Origin of the sequence: Pseudomonas sp. G1002, from assembly GCF_013385455.1 — a bacterium.
In the GTDB taxonomy this organism is placed as follows: Bacteria; Pseudomonadota; Gammaproteobacteria; order Pseudomonadales; family Pseudomonadaceae; genus Aquipseudomonas.
The window spans coordinates 19585-37402 of record NZ_JACAPY010000016.1 but is presented as its reverse complement, the minus strand read 5'-3'; the positions used below and the strand labels follow the sequence as shown (position 1 = coordinate 37402).

General features: G+C 62.4%; 10 protein-coding genes. 3 read left to right on the top strand and 7 right to left on the bottom strand.

Going from position 1 to position 17818, the window contains the following annotated elements:
• Positions 1 to 9 precede the first annotated feature (9 nt).
• From HX801_RS06355 to HX801_RS06345, 3 genes are all read right to left on the bottom strand, one after another.
• Positions 10 to 5115: an NEL-type E3 ubiquitin ligase domain-containing protein gene (locus tag HX801_RS06355; protein WP_177021800.1), complete on the bottom strand. Its 5106-nt coding sequence runs from the start codon at positions 5113 to 5115 to the stop codon at positions 10 to 12.
• A 135-nt stretch (positions 5116 to 5250) separates the two neighbouring features.
• On the bottom strand, positions 5251 to 8343 hold the full coding sequence (locus tag HX801_RS06350) for a transglycosylase domain-containing protein (protein WP_177021799.1): 3093 nt from the start codon (positions 8341 to 8343) through the stop codon (positions 5251 to 5253).
• Between the two features lie 253 nt (positions 8344 to 8596).
• Positions 8597 to 9055, bottom strand: coding sequence for a transposase (locus HX801_RS06345; protein WP_032899435.1), 459 nt, complete (start codon positions 9053 to 9055; stop codon positions 8597 to 8599).
• Between the two features lie 637 nt (positions 9056 to 9692).
• Between HX801_RS06345 and HX801_RS06340 the strand changes: the two genes are divergently transcribed.
• Complete coding sequence (locus HX801_RS06340) at positions 9693 to 11105, top strand: amino acid permease (protein WP_003216436.1); 1413 nt, start codon at positions 9693 to 9695, stop codon at positions 11103 to 11105.
• Between the two features lie 45 nt (positions 11106 to 11150).
• Here the strand turns inward: HX801_RS06340 and HX801_RS06335 are convergent, their stop codons facing one another.
• From HX801_RS06335 to HX801_RS06320, 4 genes are all read right to left on the bottom strand, one after another.
• Positions 11151 to 12275 carry an OpgC family protein gene (locus tag HX801_RS06335; protein ID WP_008435548.1) on the bottom strand — a complete coding sequence of 375 codons (1125 nt, stop codon included), beginning with the start codon at positions 12273 to 12275 and terminating at the stop codon, positions 11151 to 11153.
• A 143-nt stretch (positions 12276 to 12418) separates the two neighbouring features.
• Positions 12419 to 12715 (bottom strand): cupin domain-containing protein, encoded by a 297-nt coding sequence (locus tag HX801_RS06330; RefSeq protein WP_003216439.1) that lies wholly within the window; start codon positions 12713 to 12715, stop codon positions 12419 to 12421.
• 66 nt (positions 12716 to 12781) lie between these two features.
• On the bottom strand, positions 12782 to 14401 hold the full coding sequence (locus HX801_RS06325; RefSeq protein ID WP_003216444.1) for an FMN-binding glutamate synthase family protein: 1620 nt from the start codon (positions 14399 to 14401) through the stop codon (positions 12782 to 12784).
• Between the two features lie 130 nt (positions 14402 to 14531).
• Positions 14532 to 15296, bottom strand: a complete 765-nt coding sequence (locus tag HX801_RS06320; RefSeq protein WP_003216446.1) for a LuxR C-terminal-related transcriptional regulator — start codon at positions 15294 to 15296, stop codon at positions 14532 to 14534.
• A gap of 93 nt (positions 15297 to 15389) precedes the next feature.
• Between HX801_RS06320 and HX801_RS06315 the strand changes: the two genes are divergently transcribed.
• Positions 15390 to 16211 carry a carbon-nitrogen hydrolase family protein gene (locus HX801_RS06315; RefSeq protein ID WP_177021798.1) on the top strand — a complete coding sequence of 274 codons (822 nt, stop codon included), beginning with the start codon at positions 15390 to 15392 and terminating at the stop codon, positions 16209 to 16211.
• 228 nt (positions 16212 to 16439) lie between these two features.
• The gene (locus tag HX801_RS06310; protein ID WP_003216451.1) at positions 16440 to 17765 is read left to right on the top strand and encodes an APC family permease; all 1326 of its coding nucleotides are present in this window, start codon (positions 16440 to 16442) and stop codon (positions 17763 to 17765) included.
• Positions 17766 to 17818 lie beyond the last annotated feature (53 nt).

The following is a 17818-nucleotide window of genomic DNA, read 5'->3' as shown; positions in this document are numbered from 1 at the left end:
CCCATACGGTCAGACCTGGCGCGTGACGCGGTTACGTTGTTGGCTGTGGCGTTCCAAAGCCTGGTGGGTCAACTCGCGCATCCATTGTTTTTCGCGGTAGCCCAGTTCGTTGAGCAGCAGGTTGTAGCTGTCGTCCGTCATGGGTTGCCCGGTCAGCACCTGCGGGTGCGGTACACCCAGGGCGTCGGCGAGGCCGATCAGCGTGAGCCTCAACGCTTCCTTCTGCTCGGCGGGTAAGCCGTTGGCCTGGGCCAGCCTGGCCTGGGCTTCCTGCAGTTCATCAAGGCGTGCGCATTGTTCGTCGAAATGCCGGGCATTGGCCTCAAGGGTGTTCGGGTGGTGGTCGTGCAGGTACTGTTCCCAATAGGGCTCCAGCAACATCTGGTTGACCAGGCCATCGCCTTCGCCCAGCTCCAGCACCGTGCTGTAGGCCTGTTCGATCTGCGTGGGTTTTACGTCGCCGGTGTCGCGGTACAGCATGTGTTCCGACAGCCAGGGCAGGTCGAGGCGCTTGGCCAGGGAGGTCTGGTAGCTCAGGTAGACCTCCACGTCGTCCACGTTACCCATCACGCCCTCCCGTCGTTGGGAACGCAGCCATTGGCCGAGGCCGCCTTCGGCTTCGGGTTTGAGCCGATGGGCAATGTCCTCGCTGGCGATGCGGTTCAATTGCTTGAGCCGTGCATTGCCCTTTGCCAGCGTCACCAGTTTGCCCTCGCGCTCGCTGGCCGAGGCGGAGTAACGCTGGGCTTCGCTGACCAGTACTTCGATGCCCAGGTCATTGAAAATCTGTGCACTGCCGTCGGCGCACAGGCCGGGAAAACTGGCCATCTTGAACAGCTTTTCACGCAGCGCCGTATCGTTGTGGGCCGCCTCCAGCAAACGCCAGACGCGCTCGCGCAACGTTTCAAGATTGTCCCAATAGGTGTCCATGTCCTGGGGCCGCTGGAAGAAGTCGGGCGCTTCAAGGGCCTTGATCACCTCGAACAAACCCTGGGAGCCGTGCTCGCGCTCCACCGCTTGCCACAGCTCCTGGCGCCTGCCCAGTAACGGCGGCCTGACCCGTTCCAGCCACGGGCCGCTCTCTCCACGGGGTTCATAGCTGCGGTTGGGGTCCAGGCCGGCCGCTTCGCGGTACTGCTCGTATAGCAGGCGCTGGTCGTTGAGCAGGGTGTTGCGGTCCAGGCGGGTATGGGCGACGGTCCGGGCCTCGGCGCTATCGGCCATGAGCGCTGGCACATGATCAATCCGGGTTTGGCTCAGGTCCAGCAGGAAACCCTCCTCCCGTGGGTGGGCAAACAGCCCGGTGGGCCATTGGGTGATGGGGGTGCGGCTCAGGAACAGGCGGCGCAGGTGCGGCATTTTCGAGATGTTCGGTGGCTGCGTCAGCGGGTTGCGGTACAGGTTCAGGTTGCGCAGGTGCTTGAGGTTTTTCAGGCGCGCAACGTCGCCGTTGAGCAGCGTGATCTGGTTTTCCCCCACGTTGAGGTCGCGCAGGTAGCGCATGTTGGCGATGGGCTCGGGCAGCCGCGTCAGTTCGTTCGCACTGACGTCCAGCTCCCGCAGGGACGGGAATGCCTGCAGAAAGGGCCACTGGCTGTCGTTGAACATGCAGTTGGCCAGCTTCAGTTGGGTGACGTGCTCGAAACCATTGCCCAGCAGCGGCAGGCTGCCGGGCAGGTCGAGGGCGCTGAGGTCCAGGCTCGCGCCGCTCTGCACCTGGCCCAAGTCGTCGCGGTGCTCGGCGAGGCGGTCTTCCCAGCAGCGATAGAGTTTGTGCGCAATGATATTTTTACGCAGTTTTTCCTCCCGGGCCATGCGGCTGTTTTTGGGATGGGGGCCGGGCAGGCGCTTCCATTGCTCCAGCTCCCGGTACAGGTTGTGCCGCTGCAGGACCAGGCGATTGAGGACATCGTTGTTCAGCCCCGGGCCGATCTCATTGAGGAACCGCTGCAGGCGTTCCTCCTCCAGGGTCGGGAACAGACTGGCCAGCACCTCCCGGGCGCGGGCCTGGCCCAGGTGCTCCTGGGCGCGGCGCAACCCGCCGAGGGCCGCGCCGCCGAGCAGGGTGGTGGTCTGCACATCTGCCGTACTGCGCAGCGGTGGCTCGGCCAGCACCCGGCGCCGTTCGGCCAGGGGTTCGAGGGTTTCCATCAGCCAATGCTTGAGCCCGGCGCCCTGGCCGGGCCGGTAGCCCAGTTCACGTTGCTGCGCTTCGGACAGCGCGCGCAACAGGCATTCATACAGGGTATCCGGCCCATGCAGGCGCTGGCCCTGCTGATCGAACAGTTCGTAGCCCATGTCGTTCTGGCGCACCAGCACCCGGCGCCGGCGGGCATCGGCCGGCCCGGCTTCACAACGCAGCGTACCGCTGACCAGGCGATCGCGGATTTGCAGGTGCAGGTCGCCAAAGCCATCGCTGTAGCGCTTGAGGGTATTGAGCACCAGGCGTTCGGTACCTTCGGTGATCGCCCAGGGCGGGAAGAACCCCGCGTAGGCCTGGACACTGTGCTGGGCGAAGCTCAGTTCCCTGGCTTGATTGAGCAGGCGCAGCGGTACGTGGTGGTCCAGGGTTTGCCGTTCGGCCGGGGTTGTGCCGGCCAGCAGGGTGTCGGCCAGCGGCCGGTCCAGCGGGCTGACCTGCTCGCGCAAACGGCGTCCATGGGGATCGGCGCTGACCTGGCGGGCCTGATGGATGTAGTCGGCGATGTCACCGGTCTGGCGCGCCACCGAGTCCGCCAGTTGATCGCGCAAGGTTTGCACGCGCAGTGCTTGCGGCACGTCGCCGCCCAGCAGGTGCCTGATCGACGGCTCATCGAGAAACTCCAGCACCCGCGCCGGCAACTCGCCGGACATCACCTCGGCCAGGCTCAATTGCAGCGTGTCGGCCGGCGATGCCTGCGGGTTGGCGTACTTGTGGGAGTCACCGCTCTTGTCCGAGCGCACGAATACTTCCAATGCCTTGGTTTGGGGCCAGCCCGGCAGCTCGGTGATGGTCTGCTCGAACCAGGCGGACGTCGCATCCAGCGGCAGCGGTGCGCCGGCGCGAATGGTGTGCACGGTCTGTGTGGCAGCGCGCTGGGCTTCATAGCGATTGAGGGTCGCTTCCAGCAGCGGCGGGGTCGGCCGGTTTTGCACGTAAAGGTTGCGCAGCACACCGTCGTCGGCACCGCTGATGCGTTGCATCTGCTGCAGTTGCTGGTTGCTGAAGGGCGCCGTGCGCGGCCCCAGGCGGCGCATCAGCGTGGCGCTGTCCCAGGTGCGCGGTTGCTCGGCTTCATGTACGAAGGCGCCGTCGCCGTTGAACCGCACCAGGGGTTGATAGGCGTTGGCGCGCTCCGGGTGAGCGATACGCGTGTCGCCGGTTTCAGGGTCTGCCTGCACTTCGAAGTGAGCACCTTGCAGCGCGAGGATCTGCTTGCCCCGATGGGTGTGCAGGCCGTCGACAATGGGCGGCTGGTCGAGGTTTTTCACAGCATAGGGCGCAATATCCGGGTGCCACAGGCGCGTGCTGCCGTCGGGCCGCACCACCGGGCGCAAGCCTTCGACGAAGGGGCTGAGCTTGAGCCGTGCGACATGGCCCAACTGGCTGGCAGCACCGAACAAGGCAAACTGGATCACGCTGTCGGCCACCGCGACCACTTGCTCCGCCGCCTCGGCACCACGCCCCTGGGCCCAATCGACAATCCCCTCGAACACCTCGTCGGTGATCTGGTACAGGCTGTAGGCGAGCATCGCTTCCCCCAGCAGCGGCACGAAGGGTGTCAGCACCAGCAGCGCCGCATTGAAGATATCCCCGAGGACTTTTTCCAGGTTGTCCCACCAGGCCCAGCGCGCGTGGCGGTCGGCGGTGGCGGTGGGCACGGCGATGTCCCGGGCATCGTTGACGATCTTGTTCAACTTGAGGCGGTACTGGTAATTCCACAGGTCATTTTCGGCGGCGAGCGTTGAGCGATTGACGTGATCGTCACCGATAGCCTGCACGCTGAATTGCAGGTTTGGCTGGGTGGTCGGGGTGTCGCGCCAGCTGGGACGCGGGTCGGTGTGGGCGGTTTGATGCCAGCGCACACGGCTCAAGCGTGTATTGAGCCCGGCAAAGAATTCACCGCGCCTGGCGTGGTCGATGAACTGGCTGAAGAAGGTCTGGTAGCGCTGGCTGTCCCGCAGTTTTTCCGTGAGGTGGCTGAGGAAGGCCGCAGGCGAAGGGTATTGCTTCAGAGGGTGTTCGGGGTCTGCGGGGATGTACACCAGCACCTTGCCGACGGGTCGGGTGGGCTGCGGGACAAACAGCAACAGGATGCCGGTCAATGCCGTGTTCATCAGGCTCAGGGTATGGCATCCAAGCGCCTGACCGTCCAGCAGCGCGACGCGGCCGGCGATCAAGTCGAGCACGGCGCCGTGGGCATCGGCGTCGATGTCCCGGTTGATCAAGGCCAGGTGCGCCGCCGTACCCAGGGCAGTCTTCTGAGTGGCAATCATCTGCAGGCGCACGGCCCGGGTCACCGCCGGGTCATAGAACCCCAGGGCCTGGCGCAGGCTTTTCTGGTAGCGGGCGCCCAGGTCCAGGGTGCGGCAGATGTGCTTGAACTGTTCAGCGGTCAATACGGCGCCGGTGATGGAGTGGCGCAAGGTCAGTGTATCCCGCTGCCCGCGTGGGTCTTCGGCGGACAGGAAGGCGTAGTCGACGAAGGTGTCCGAGGCGGCAAAGTTGGCCAGCGCGACGTCCAGCAGCGACAGGGTTTTGCTTTGCTCCCCACGATTGAAATCGTGCACCCACCAGGCAACTTTGGCGCTGGCATACAGCCGCAGGCAGGTGGTTCTGACGTCGATCTCGCCATAGGCCTTCAAGGCATTTTTCAGCAGCGGTTCGGCGAAGGCATACACGTCGGTCAATGCCTGGAATCGCTGGTCCATCGCAGCCTGCTGCTGCCAGTGTGCGGCGATCGCGGGCTTGAGCGCTTGATGCTGGCTGGCGCTGGCATGGGGATAGTGGCGGATGCCTTGGCGGGCGACGTCGTTGAGTGCGCGCAGGCGGAGTGGCGAGGTGGTTTTCAGCCAGTGCGGCAGGGCGTTTTCGATAAACGCGTGGTGCAGGGACTGGTCGGGTATGTCGGCCATGGGGGCAACCTGTAGAGCTCAAAAAGAAGGCTTGAGTCTATGCACCGGCACGGCTGCGGATAAGTTTGAATAGTGGGTGGAAACCGCGGCGGATCCCTCAGTAATCCGCAAGTGAAAAGCGCAGGGATAGGCCCATCAGCGCACGCTGCATAAGCTGTTGTTGCCCGGTTGCAGATAGGGCGTAAGAATCGGCGCCATGCCCTTGAGTACCTGTACCGGCAACGCCGAAGTGAACTTGAAACCCTGGGCCGAAGCGCCGGGGACGAAGGCGGTCAGCGTGCCGAAATGATGCTCGCCGATGTAGAACACGAAGGTCGCCGTGCGGTTGATCGCCTTGGAGCTGAGGATCCGCCCGCCGGCGCCGATGGCTTCGATCCGGTTGTCGCCGGTACCGGTCTTGCCGCCCATGGCCAAAGGCGTACCGTCCGCCAGTTTGAAACTGCCGGACACGCGTCGTGCAGTGCCCGCGTCCACCACCTGGGACAGCGCCCCCTTGAGTGCCGTGGCCACCTCGGAAGGCATCACGCGCTTGCCGCGATTGGGGTCGTTGACCAAGCGGGTTTCGTACGGGGTGTCGGCGGCAAAGCGCAGGCTGTCGATACGCAGGGTGGGCTGGCGCACGCCATCGTTGAGGATGATCCCCACCAGTTCCGCCAGGGCCGCCGGGCGGTCGCCGGAGCTGCCGATGGCCGTGGCAAGCGACGGCACCAGGTGGTCGAAGGGGTAGCCGACTTTCTGCCAGCGCTGGTGAATATCGAGGAAGGCTTCGATCTCCAGCATGGTGCGGATGCGGCTGTCGCGGGCACTCTTGTGGCGGCTCTTGAACAGCCAGCTGTAAACCTCCTGGCGCTCGTGTTCACTGGTGGCGGTGGCCTGGGTGAAGGTGGCGTCGGGGTTGTTCAGCAGGTAGCCCATCAGCCACAGGTCCAGCGGGTGAACCTTGGCGATATAGCCTTGGTCAGGCAGGTCGTAGGCGCCGGGGCCGTAATTCTGGTAGAGCTTTTCGAGGCGCTCGTCGGTGAGTTTTTCAGGGCTTTTGACGCTGCTCAAGTGCGAGCGGACGAAGCTGTTGAAACTCGCCTGGCTGGCGTTGGGCAGCAGGTAGCGGTGTACGGCGGCCAGGCGGATGGCGGTGGGGTGCATGCCATCGAGGAAAGTATCGAGGCGCGCCTGGGTATCTTTGTTGCGGTACTTTTTCCAGAACTTGAGCAGGAACGTAGTGCCCTCGCGGTCGGCAAACTGGGCCAGGTATTCCTGGCGGCGCGGGTCGTTGTCGTCCTTGAGCAACTCGGCGCTGTTGTTCGGGCCCTGGTAGGTGGTGTAGCGCACCAGGTCGCGCATCAAGCGAATGAACGGCAGGTTGATGGACTCGCGCAGGGCCTCGATCAAGGTGGGATTGCGGCCGTTGTCCTGGCTGCGGAAGTTGTGGAAGTGGTGCATGCCGCCGCCGGTGAAAAAGCCTTCGCCGGTGTTGGCCGAGTATTGGCGATTGAGGGCGGCGTCGAGCATGGCCGGCAGGTTGCGGTCGCTGTTCTGGATCAGGTAATCGAGGGCCCAGCGGGTGATGCGGTCCTGGTCGTCCACCGGAATCTTGCGCAGTTGGGCAGCGGGTATCGCGCCGTATTTGTCGTGCAACTCGCTGACGATTTGCAGGTAGGTGGTCATCACCCGCAGCTTGGCGGTTGAACCCAGTTCCAGCTTGCTGCCTTCGTTGATGTCGAATGGCTGGTCGGTGCTGTCGGTTTGCACGCGCACGCGGGCACCGTCGGGTGTCATCTCGTAGAGGTTGAAACTGTAGCGAACCTGAGCGGTGCTGGCGGGCGTCAGCAGCGTGGGCCCGAGCAGGCCGATCTGCGCGGCGAAGGCGGGGTCGGCGAGTTGCTTGAGGTACGTGCTGGCCTGGCTTTGCAGGTCGGCTTGCAAGGTGCTCGTGGCAGAGAGATCGAGTCGGTCGAGGTCGTACAGCGGCTGGTTGAGCAGGGCGGCCAGGCGAGTGCGGGCGACGCTGATGCCCTTGTTGGTTTCGATTGGCTGGATCGTCGGTTGTTGCTGCCAGTCACGGTAGGTGACTTTGCTGGCGAGGGCTGCGCTGGCCAGCGCCGGGTCGATCACGTTGTTTTGTGCGAGCAGGCGGATGTGGCTGTCGGTGAGGTCCGCCAGTTCCTTGTGGCCCTTGGACAGATAGTGAGACGGGCGACGCTGGGCGATCATCAGCGACAGCACCTCGCGCAACGCCAGACCCTTTTGCGGCAGCTGTTTGGGGTCGGTGCCGATGAGCAGCGCGTTTGTCTGGTTGAAGTCGGCGCCGTACCAAACGCGCAAGCCTTCGGCCATGCCGTGCACTTCGCCATGGCCGGGTACCGCCGACAGGGGCACGCTGTTGAGGTAGTCGCGCACGATGTCCTGGCGAGCGGCAAGGGTTTGCGGGCCGTCCTGATACGCGCGCACGCTGGCAGAAATCATCTGGCGGATTTTCTCGCCGCCGGACAGGGTCAGGCCGTCGGGCGAGTGGCGGTATTTTTCCAGCTGCGTGGCCAGGGTACTGCCGCCTGCCGTCTGGCCGGGCAGGTGCAAGAGCTTCGCCACCTGGGACCAGGCGGCCTTGGCAAAGCGCGGCCAATCCACGGCCGGGTTGAGTTGCGGGTTTTTCGGGTCCAGCAGGTCGCGGTCTTCGATAAACAGCAGGCTGCTGACCACCACCGGCGGGATCGCCGCAAAGCTTGGGTAGAACTGTTGTGGATACGTGAACTGATACAGCGGCGCGGCGCGGCAATCGGTGATGGTCAGGCCGGCCTGGATCTTTTCCGGGTAGGGCACGAACAGGCCGCGCTGGGCGTAGGCCATCAGGTCGGGAGAGAAGCGCGCTTGAGCCTGGATCAGGTAGTCACGCTTGATCAAGCGCGGCAGGAACTCGCCGAGGGCGCTGTAGCCCAGGCGCTTGTCAAAGGGCCCGGCGCCAGGGTAAACCCGCGCATCGCTGGGGCCCGAATGCATTTGGTAGGTGAGGGTTGAGGCAATGTCGGAGAAGGTTTTGGCCTGCAACCTTGAAGTGCGCATTTCCCGCAGGGCGGCAAAGCCCAGGGCGATCAGCGCAATCAGCAGCACCAGCCAGAACAGCCGCCACCACAACCGTCGGCGGGGAGGAGGGCTTTGTGGCAACGGCTGTTCATCCGGGCTATCGGTGGATACCGCAGCCTTGGTCGAAGCGTTTTGCCATAAAGCGCCCATAGTCGATTGATCCATTTACGTAGATTGATCGGACTTGGTTGAAGCTTAGACGGTGGTGGGCGAGTGGGGGGGATTTGTGAGTGTGATGCTGTTTGTGGCGAGGGGGCTTGTCCCCCGTTGGGCTGCGCAGCAGCCCCAAAACCTGCCATGAAGATCTTCCTGAAGAAATGCGGTGTGTTTACTGGGGCTGCTGCGCAGCCCAACGGGGGGCAAGCCCCCTCGCCACAGACAAGCCCTCTCCACACAGGAAAAATCAGAGCCAGGCTGCGTCCCATAGTGGGTAGTCACCAATATGTTCGACCAGGCCCGCTCGCAGAGGATTGGCGATGATGTAGCGGGCAATTTTGCGAAGGTCTTCATCGCTACGCACTGCTCGGTCATGGTAGCCAAGTTGCCAGAATCGTTCTTTGCTGCCGCGTGCGCGATTAATGGTGAGGGTGCTGCGGGATTTGGTACGTCCCACAGCCTGCGACAACGTTGTGCCTTGCAGCTCAAATAGCCAATGAAAGTGATCAGGCATGACGACCCATGCCAGAGAGTCGACCATTCCCAATTCATGGGTCTTCCTGAATTCTGCTACCAGTAGTCTTCCCAAATGGAAGTCTTTGAACAGGGGTTGCCGGTTGTGAACCACGGCGGTAATCAGATAAGGACGGCCAGATTCTGAATGTCGACCACGGCGTAACAGATGAGAGTTGGGTTGATGAAGCATTCCTTTGCTCCTTGAGGGGAAGTAGTCAATTGACGTTAGCAGCTGCTGTGGAGTGCTCTCTTGCAGTTCAGTGTCGGCGTGTTTCTCGAAGGTAGATTTGTGGCGAGCGGGCTTGTCTGTGGCGAGGGGGCTTGTCCCCCGTTGGGCTGCGCAGCAGCCCCAGTAAAGACACCGCATTTTCTGGATAGAACTTATGGCAGGTTTTGGGGCTGCTACGCAGCCCAACGGGGGACAAGCCCCCTCGCCACAGACAAGCCCGCTCGTCACAGATAACCCCGCCACATAACCCCGAACCGTCGAGCTAGAGCCTCCCCCACCCGTAAACCCGCCAAAGGTAGGGGCATGACGCTGCACCATTACCGTGCAATACTCGCCGCCGTTTGGTGGCGATGATTCCTACGCTAACCAGGTGATGCTCCTCCGCAAAAGGCGCCTTTACCGAGAGTTCCCGCTGAATCTTGCCGTTTATAGAGTGAAAACCCCTGAGTTTAGCTTTTTATACTGCACCCCCGCTGATCTGGCCCGGCCAGACCGTTTTACCCAAAAGGTGATCCGGCAACGGTACGCCATGGCAGACCCGCCATGACGCCCCGGACTCGGTGGCTCATATCCAATAACAAGACGAGGTTGTATCCCTATGCCAGCTGGCAATCATCTGCCCCACGGCGAGACCGCTCAGGGCGGTCCGCTGAAACGCGAACTCGGCGAACGGCATATTCGCCTGATGGCCCTCGGTGCATGCATCGGCGTCGGCCTGTTCCTAGGCTCGGCCAAGGCCATTGAAATGGCCGGCCCGGCGATCATGCTGTCGTACATTATCGGCGGTCTGGCGATCCTGGTGATCATGCGCGCCCTCGGCGAGATGGCCGTGCACAACCCGGTGGCCGGTTCGTTCAGCCGCTACGCCCAGGATTACCTCGGCCCGCTGGCGGGCTTTCTCACCGGCTGGAACTATTGGTTCCTGTGGCTGGTGACCTGCGTGGCAGAAATCACGGCCGTCGCCGTGTACATGGGCGTGTGGTTCCCCGATACACCCCGCTGGATCTGGGCCCTGGCAGCACTGATCAGCATGGGCACCATCAACCTGATCGCGGTCAAGGCTTTCGGTGAGTTCGAGTTCTGGTTCGCACTGATCAAGATCGTCACCATCATCGCCATGGTGATCGGCGGCGTCGGCATCATCGCGTTCGGCTTTGGCAACGATGGCGTGGCCCTGGGCATTTCCAACCTGTGGACCCACGGCGGCTTTATGCCCAATGGCGTGCAGGGTGTGTTGATGTCCCTGCAGATGGTGATGTTCGCCTACCTGGGCGTGGAGATGATCGGCCTCACCGCCGGTGAAGCGAAGAACCCGCAGAAGACCATCCCGAGTGCCATCGGCTCGGTGTTCTGGCGCATCCTGCTGTTCTACGTCGGTGCGTTGTTCGTGATCCTGTCGATCTACCCGTGGAACGAAATCGGCACCCAGGGCAGCCCGTTCGTGATGACCTTCGAGCGCCTGGGTATCAAGACCGCCGCCGGCATCATCAACTTCGTGGTGATCACCGCGGCGTTGTCGTCGTGCAACGGCGGTATCTTCAGCACCGGGCGCATGCTCTACAGCCTGGCGCAGAACGGCCAGGCCCCGGCCACGTTCGGTACCACCTCGAGCAACGGCGTGCCGCGCAAGGCGCTGCTGCTGTCGATCTTCGTGCTGTTGCTGGGCGTGCTGCTCAACTACATGGTCCCGGAAAAAGTCTTCGTCTGGGTCACTTCCATCGCTACCTTCGGCGCGATCTGGACCTGGCTGATGATCCTCCTGGCCCAGCTCAAGTTCCGCAAGAGCCTGACCCAGGCCGAACGTGACGGCCTTAAATACCGCATGTGGCTGTACCCGGTCAGCTCCTACCTGGCCTTGGCGTTCCTGGTGCTGGTGGTGGGCCTGATGGCGTACTTCCCGGACACCCGTGTGGCGCTCTACGTGGGGCCGGTGTTCCTGGTGCTGCTGACGGTGTTGTTCTACGTGTTCAAGTTGCAGCCGACTCAAGCGGCGGCACGCACCGCGAGCTGAGTTTCCTGCGCTCAACAAAAAGCCCCTTACGGGGCTTTTTGTTTTTCAGGCGGTGGCAACGCGCGCCGGTTGCGTGAGCCGCTTGTTCAAGTCCAGCCAGGCCCCCAGCAACGCCATCAACCCGGCGCCTACCAGTGCGGTGAAAATCTGCATGGCGAAGGCATCGCCGGTGATCGCATTGATCATGTCTGCCAGTGGCGCCAGCAGCACCCCCAGGCAGAACACTTCCAGGGAGTAGCGCCCCATACGGCAGGTTTGTCGGGCCAACCAGTTCTGCGTCCATTCGCGGCCAGGCAGCAGCTTGGCGGTGACATAGGCCAGGGCCAGGAAGTGCAGCAAACGCACGGGCGACAGGTCGGTCTTGCTGATGGGGTACAGCAGGTCACTGAGCGCCGACGGCATCAGCGCGTCGTGGATTTCCGGCCAGCGCCACGAGAGCGTGAGAACCCCCGCCAACAGCGCATACACCGCCGCAGCGACGAACAATGGCTGACGCAACAGGCGCCGAGTCTCGACAGGGCGGGGTTGCCCGGCATGAATCGCCGCCGCGCCGCCCAGCACAAACAGCAACTGCCAGGTCACCGGATTGAAATACCACACGCCGTCGGCAATCGCCGCCAGGTTCCAGCCCAGGTGCGGCGCCAGCAAGTACACCGCCAGCGAAACAGCCACCACCGCCGAGGTCTTGCGCAACAGCAACGGCAACACCAGCGGCAGGCAACCCAGCAGCACGATGTACAGCGGCAACGGGTCCATCAGGTTGGGTTTGAAGCGCAGCAACAGTTCATCCACCAGGGCTTGCTGGGGATGAGTGACGAAGTGCGTCAGGCCCATCTCTTCAACGAGGTCGCGGGTTTCCACATGGCTGTTGGCGAAGAACACGATGCCCATCAGCATCGCCAGCAGGAAGATGTGCACCACGTACAGCACCCAGGTGCGCCGCCAGATCTTCACGCAGGCGATCAGATAACCGTCGCGCTGCAGGATCTTGCCGTAGGCCAGCACGGCCGCATAACCGGCCAGGAACACGAAGACTTCCGCCGCGTCGCTGAAACCGAAGTTGCGCAAGGTGATCTGGCCCAGAGGGTTGTGGGGCACGTGATCCCAGAAAATAAAGATCAACGCCAGGCCCCGAAAAAAATCGATGCGCGGGTCGCGTCCGTTCAACATGGCAGCGGGCTCTTGAACAAGGGGTTTAGTAATGACAAGTGGACGACGGCTTCAGTCGAGCCGTACGTCGGGCGGGCGCAGGTTGGCGGTATTTGTAAGCAATTGCAAAGCTGAGTTTTTTGCTGAATGTCTCATCGCTTTGTTTAAACGTCGATGATCACCAGCGTGCCTTGGCTGCCGGCGAGTACCGCGTGGGCGATGCCGGCTTCAACCAGGTACATCTGACCGGCGCCGACGTCGATGGCCTCCTCGCCAATAGACAGGCGCAAAAGGCCGTCGATCACCAACAGCCCTTCGTTGTAGTCGTGGGTTTCTTCTTCATAAGCCTGTGCATCCATGCGCAGCACCTTGATCCGCGCCGGGCCGACCTGGCCCACGCGGGTGGATTTCCAGGTGTCCGGCAGTTGGGCGGCAAGGGCGGTGAAGTCGAGTAACGGCATGGTGAAGCTCCTTGTTTCAACGATGCCGTTCGGTGGTCCGGTTCAGCGGGGTTGTTCAGTGCGGGCTCAGGCCGCGGCGATTTCATTCGGCTCAAAACTGTCCGCCCGCGCCATCTGCCACATGCGCGAATAAAACTCGCCGTTCACTTCGCCGGTGAGCAATTCGCCAGGTTTCAGGAACACATGCAGCTGCGAAAACAACTTGATCTCGGTGGCCGACATGCGCCGCACCAGGTGCTTGGCCGACAGTTGTGAAGGGTGGTCGAGACCGGCGGCAGCGAGCATTTCTGCCAGGGCCTTCAGCGTGTTGCGGTGGAAGTTGAACACGCGCTGGGCCTTGTCCGGCACCACCAGTGCGCGCTGGCGCAACGGGTCCTGGGTGGCCACTCCGGTGGGGCATTTGTTGGTGTGGCAGCTTTGCGACTGGATACAGCCGATGGCGAACATGAAGCCCCGCGCCGAGTTGGCCCAGTCGGCACCGATGGCCAGGACGCTGGCGATGTCGAACGCGCTGACGATCTTGCCGCTGGCGCCGAGCTTGATCTTGTCCCGCAGGTTCAAGCCCACCAGGGTGTTGTGCACGAACAGCAAGCCTTCACGCAGCGGCACGCCGATGTGGTCGGTGAACTCCACCGGCGCGGCGCCGGTGCCGCCTTCCTTGCCGTCCACCACGATAAAGTCCGGGAGGATGCCGGTTTCGAGCATGGCCTTGGCGATGCCCATGAATTCCCACGGGTGGCCCAGGCAGAACTTGAAGCCCACCGGTTTGCCGCCCGACAGTTCACGCAGCTGGGCGATGAAGTGCATCATTTCGATGGGAGTGGAAAACGCGCTGTGGCGCGACGGCGAGATGCAGTCCTCGCCCATCATGATGCCGCGGGTGTCGGCGATTTCCTGGGTCACCTTGTGCTTGGGCAGGATCCCGCCGTGGCCCGGTTTGGCGCCCTGGCTCATCTTGATTTCGATCATCCGCACTTGCGGGTTCTGCGCCTGCACGGCGAAGCGTTCCGGGTCGAAAAGGCCGGCGCTGGTGCGGCAGCCGAAGTAGCCGCTGCCGAGCTCCCAGGTCAGGTCGCCGCCGTTTTCCCGGTGATAGGGGCTGATGCTGCCTTCACCGGTGTCATGGGCGAAGTTGCCGAGCTTGGCCCCCTGGTTGAGCGCGCGAATCGCGTTGGCGCTCAGCGAACCGAAGCTCATGGCCGAGATGTTGAACACCGAGGCCGAGTAGGGCTGCTTGCATTGCGGGCCGCCGACGATCACGCGAAACGCGCTGGGATCGCTCAGCGGCGCGGGGCGCATGGAGTGGCCGATAAACTCAAAGCCCGACTGGTAAACGTCGATCAGCGTGCCGAAGGGTTTGTCGGCACTTTCATTCTTGGCGCGGGAATAGACCAGCGAGCGCTGGGCCCGGGAGAAGGGCAGGGCGTCGCTGTCGGATTCCAGCAGGTACTGGCGGATTTCCGGACGGATGCCTTCCACCAGGTAACGGATATTGCCCAGGATCGGGTAGTTGCGGCGCACCGCGTGGGGGCTTTGCAGCAGGTCGAAAATGCCGATCAGGCTAAGGATGCCGGTGACCACGGCGATCGGCCACAGCCATTCGTGTTCGATAAACGGCATGCTGGCGAGGGTGAAAATGACGCAGACGGCAAAGAACGCGTAACGGCTTAACAAGGACAGGCTCATACAGGGTTCCTTAGTTTTTATCCTGTAGGAGCGAGCTTGCTCGCGAAGGTCGTTAACGATAGCGCGGTTGTCTGGATGACCGCGGTGCATTGACGTTTTTCGCGAGCAAGCTCGCTCCTACAGGGCTCGATCAGGCGTTTTGCGCCTGCAGAAAAATCGAGAACAGCTCCGACTGGGATTTGATCCCTAGCTTGCTGTACATGTGTTTCTTATGGACTTTCACGGTTTCAACAGAGATTTCCAGCTTACGAGCGATTTCCTTGCTGGAGCAACCACTGAGCATCAAACGGCCCACATCCAGCTCGCGCGCGGTGAGTTGCGCGCCCCAGCCATCGTTGTGGATCGGCTGCTCCGGAGCGCTCACCTGGTTGAGTTCATGGGGCAGGCGCTGGCGCAGCAAGCCCAGTACCCACGGTTGAATCAGCGACAGCAGGGCAATCTGCTGTGGGTCAAAGCGCTGTTTGGAGCCCAGGGACAGGCACAGGGTTCGCCCGTCCGGTTGCTGGCAGTTGAACTGGATTTCATCGGCCACCACGTTCAACCGGAAGTAGCGCTGGTAATACTCGGTCAGCTCGAAATGCTCCGGGGCCACTTCGGCCAGGCGAAACAGTCCGGTGCGCGAGTGTTCGCGGCTGGCGATGTAGAAGGGATCGAGCAGGTATAAACCGTTGAGGTAATCCTGGAACAGATGGTCGGGTTCGCCGTCCTGGCCCGGGCATTCGGCGAACACCAGGGGTTTGTGCTCGCTGCTGAACAGCAACACCACCCAACTGTCGAACGGCACATATTGGTCCAGCAACCGGACAAGCTGCGTCCAGAAATTCGGCTGGTCCAGGGCGTCTATCATCTGCCCCACCGAACGGTGCCAGGCGATGTCTTCCAGCGACAATGTCATGCATCTACCCCCATAGGGTTAACCCGGCTGCGTGATTTCCCGAGTGTTCGCGGCTGCGCATACTGCGCCACAGATAAAGAACAAGGAATAACCATGAAGGTCGAATTTGCCCAGCTGGCAGGCCGCGATAACGGCACAGCTTACAACCTTGAGCGCGCGTTGGCGGCAATTGCTGCGTGTGCGGCGGATACCCAATTGGTCGTATTCCCGGAAACCCACCTGATGGGCTTCCCGACCGCCGGCACCGTGGCCGAGGTGGCCGAGCCGGTGGACGGCCCGACCGTGCAGGCGATTATTCAGGCCGCCCGCGCGCGCAACATCGCCGTGGTCATCGGCATGGCCGAGAGCGACGCGGGCCAATTCTATAACACCACCTTGATGATCACCCCGGACGGCATCGCCCTGCGCTATCGCAAGACCCACCTGTGGGCCTCGGACCGCGGCGTCTTCACCCCGGGTGACCGCTACGCCACCTGCGTGTGGAACGGCGTGCGAGTTGGCCTGTTGATCTGCTACGACATCGAATTCCCGGAAACCGCCCGGGCCCTGGCGCAGTTGGGCGCTGAAGTGTTGATCGTCACCAACGGCAACATGGACCCGTACGGCCCCACCCACCGCACCGCGATCATGGCCCGCGCCCAGGAAAACCAGGCGTTCGCGCTGATGGTCAACCGAGTGGAAGAGGGCGACGACGGCCTGATGTTCGCCGGTGGCAGTGCGCTGGTCGATCCGTTCGGCAGCTTGCTGTTTGAAGCCGGGCGCGGGGAAGGGCAGCTCAGCGTTGAACTGGACCTGGGGCAACTGGCGGCGGCGCGACAGGACTATCGCTACCTGGATGACCAGCGCTTGAAATTGCCGGGGGAGGTGATTGAGCGCGAGGACGGGACGCGGGAGTTGTTGATCCCCAAACCCTGACACGGGTCTCGTGGCAAGGATGCTGTTGTGGCGAGGGGGCTTGTCCCCCGTTGGAGTGCGAAGCGCTCCCGTTTTTTCTGGGGCCGCTTCGCAGCCCAACGGGGGACAAGCCCCCTCGCCACAGAAGCTGCATTTCACCAAAAAGCTGCTTCAACCATAAAAATTATTGCGTTCGCTGCACCGACTTCAGTTCTGCCATAAATCTAATAATTGCGCGGAGAATCGCTCATGGCTCGTTTGCAACGCACCCTGTCGTTAGGGTCGGTGGTGCTGTTTGGCATCGCCTATATGACACCGATCATTGTCCTGGGCACCTTCGGTATCCTGGCGCAATCCACCGCCGGCATGGTCCCGGCCGCTTACCTGGCCGCCCTGGTGGCGATGTTCTTCACCGCCATGAGCTACGGCCGCATGGCCTCGGCGTTCCCGGTGGCTGGGTCCGCCTACAGCTATGTGCGCAAGGCCATCAGCCCCAAGCTCGGGTTTATCGCCGGTTGGGCGGTGTTGCTCGACTACCTGTTCCTGCCCATGGCCATCTGGCTGATCGGCGCGGCCTACCTGCATTCGGCCTTCCCGGCCGTGCCGCAATGGGTCTGGGTACTGGCGTTTATCGGGGTCACCAGTGTGATCAACATCATCGGTCTGAAACTCGCCAACGGCATCAACGCCTTGCTGATGCTGGTGCAGTTCCTGGTGCTGGTCGCCTTCGTCGCGCTGTGCATCCACTACATTGGCGGTGATGCGAGCAAGCCGCTGTGGACCATCACCCCGTTCTTCAACGGCCAGATGCAAATGCCGTTGATCATGAGCGGCGCGGCGATCGCCTGCTATTCGTTCCTGGGCTTTGACGCGGTCAGCACCCTGACCGAAGAAACCCGCGACCCGCGCCGCACGATTCCCCGGGCGATCATGCTGATCACCCTGATCGGCGGGCTGATCTTCGTCGGTGTGTCGTACTTCGTGCAGATCGCCCACCCATCGTTCGAGTTCACCGACGTGGATTCTGCCGCTTACGAGATTGCCCGCAACATTGGCGGCGACCTGTTTGTGTCGATCTTCCTGATCGGCCTGATCGTCGGCCAGTTCGCCTCGGGGCTGTCAGCGCAGGCCAGCGGTTCGCGGTTGCTGTTTGCGATGGGGCGCGACGGGGTGTTGCCCAAGTCGTTCTTCGGTACCTTGCACGCGCGCTTCGGTACGCCGGTCAACAGCATCCTGCTGTGCGCGGTGGTTGCGTTACTGGCGTTGAGACTGGACGTCACCACCTCCACCTCGTTCATCAACTTCGGTGCGTTCCTGGCTTTCAGCCTGGTGAACCTGTCGGTGATCTTCCACTACTGGATCGGTGCCAAGCAGCGCGGTTTGCGGGAGTTGGTGCTGTTCCTGGTGTTCCCGACCATCGGCCTGGTGGCGGATTTGTGGTTGATGGTCAGCCTCGATCACCTGGCGATTTACCTGGGCCTGAGCTGGTTGGCGATTGGCCTGGTGTACCTGGGTTTCCTGACGCGGGGCTTCTCCCGGCAGCCCCCGGAAATGGACTTCCAGGAAGCCGCATAGAAGCTCGGGGTCTATTCTTATTGCAATCGGTTCTCGTTTTGGTGCATCATTTG

Bases quoted from the DNA above. Each gene is read 5' to 3' on its own strand.
- HX801_RS06330 (WP_003216439.1), bottom strand. From the start codon at position 12,715: ATGCCGTTACTCGACTTCACCGCCCTTGCCGCCCAACTGCCGGACACC.
- HX801_RS06315 (WP_177021798.1), top strand. From the start codon at position 15,390: ATGAAGGTCGAATTTGCCCAGCTGGCAGGCCGCGATAACGGCACAGCT.
- HX801_RS06340 (WP_003216436.1), top strand. From the start codon at position 9,693: ATGCCAGCTGGCAATCATCTGCCCCACGGCGAGACCGCTCAGGGCGGT.
- HX801_RS06335 (WP_008435548.1), bottom strand. From the start codon at position 12,275: ATGTTGAACGGACGCGACCCGCGCATCGATTTTTTTCGGGGCCTGGCG.
- HX801_RS06310 (WP_003216451.1), top strand. From the start codon at position 16,440: ATGGCTCGTTTGCAACGCACCCTGTCGTTAGGGTCGGTGGTGCTGTTT.
- HX801_RS06355 (WP_177021800.1), bottom strand. From the start codon at position 5,115: ATGGCCGACATACCCGACCAGTCCCTGCACCACGCGTTTATCGAAAAC.
- HX801_RS06350 (WP_177021799.1), bottom strand. From the start codon at position 8,343: ATGGGCGCTTTATGGCAAAACGCTTCGACCAAGGCTGCGGTATCCACC.
- HX801_RS06345 (WP_032899435.1), bottom strand. From the start codon at position 9,055: ATGCTTCATCAACCCAACTCTCATCTGTTACGCCGTGGTCGACATTCA.
- HX801_RS06325 (WP_003216444.1), bottom strand. From the start codon at position 14,401: ATGAGCCTGTCCTTGTTAAGCCGTTACGCGTTCTTTGCCGTCTGCGTC.
- HX801_RS06320 (WP_003216446.1), bottom strand. From the start codon at position 15,296: ATGACATTGTCGCTGGAAGACATCGCCTGGCACCGTTCGGTGGGGCAG.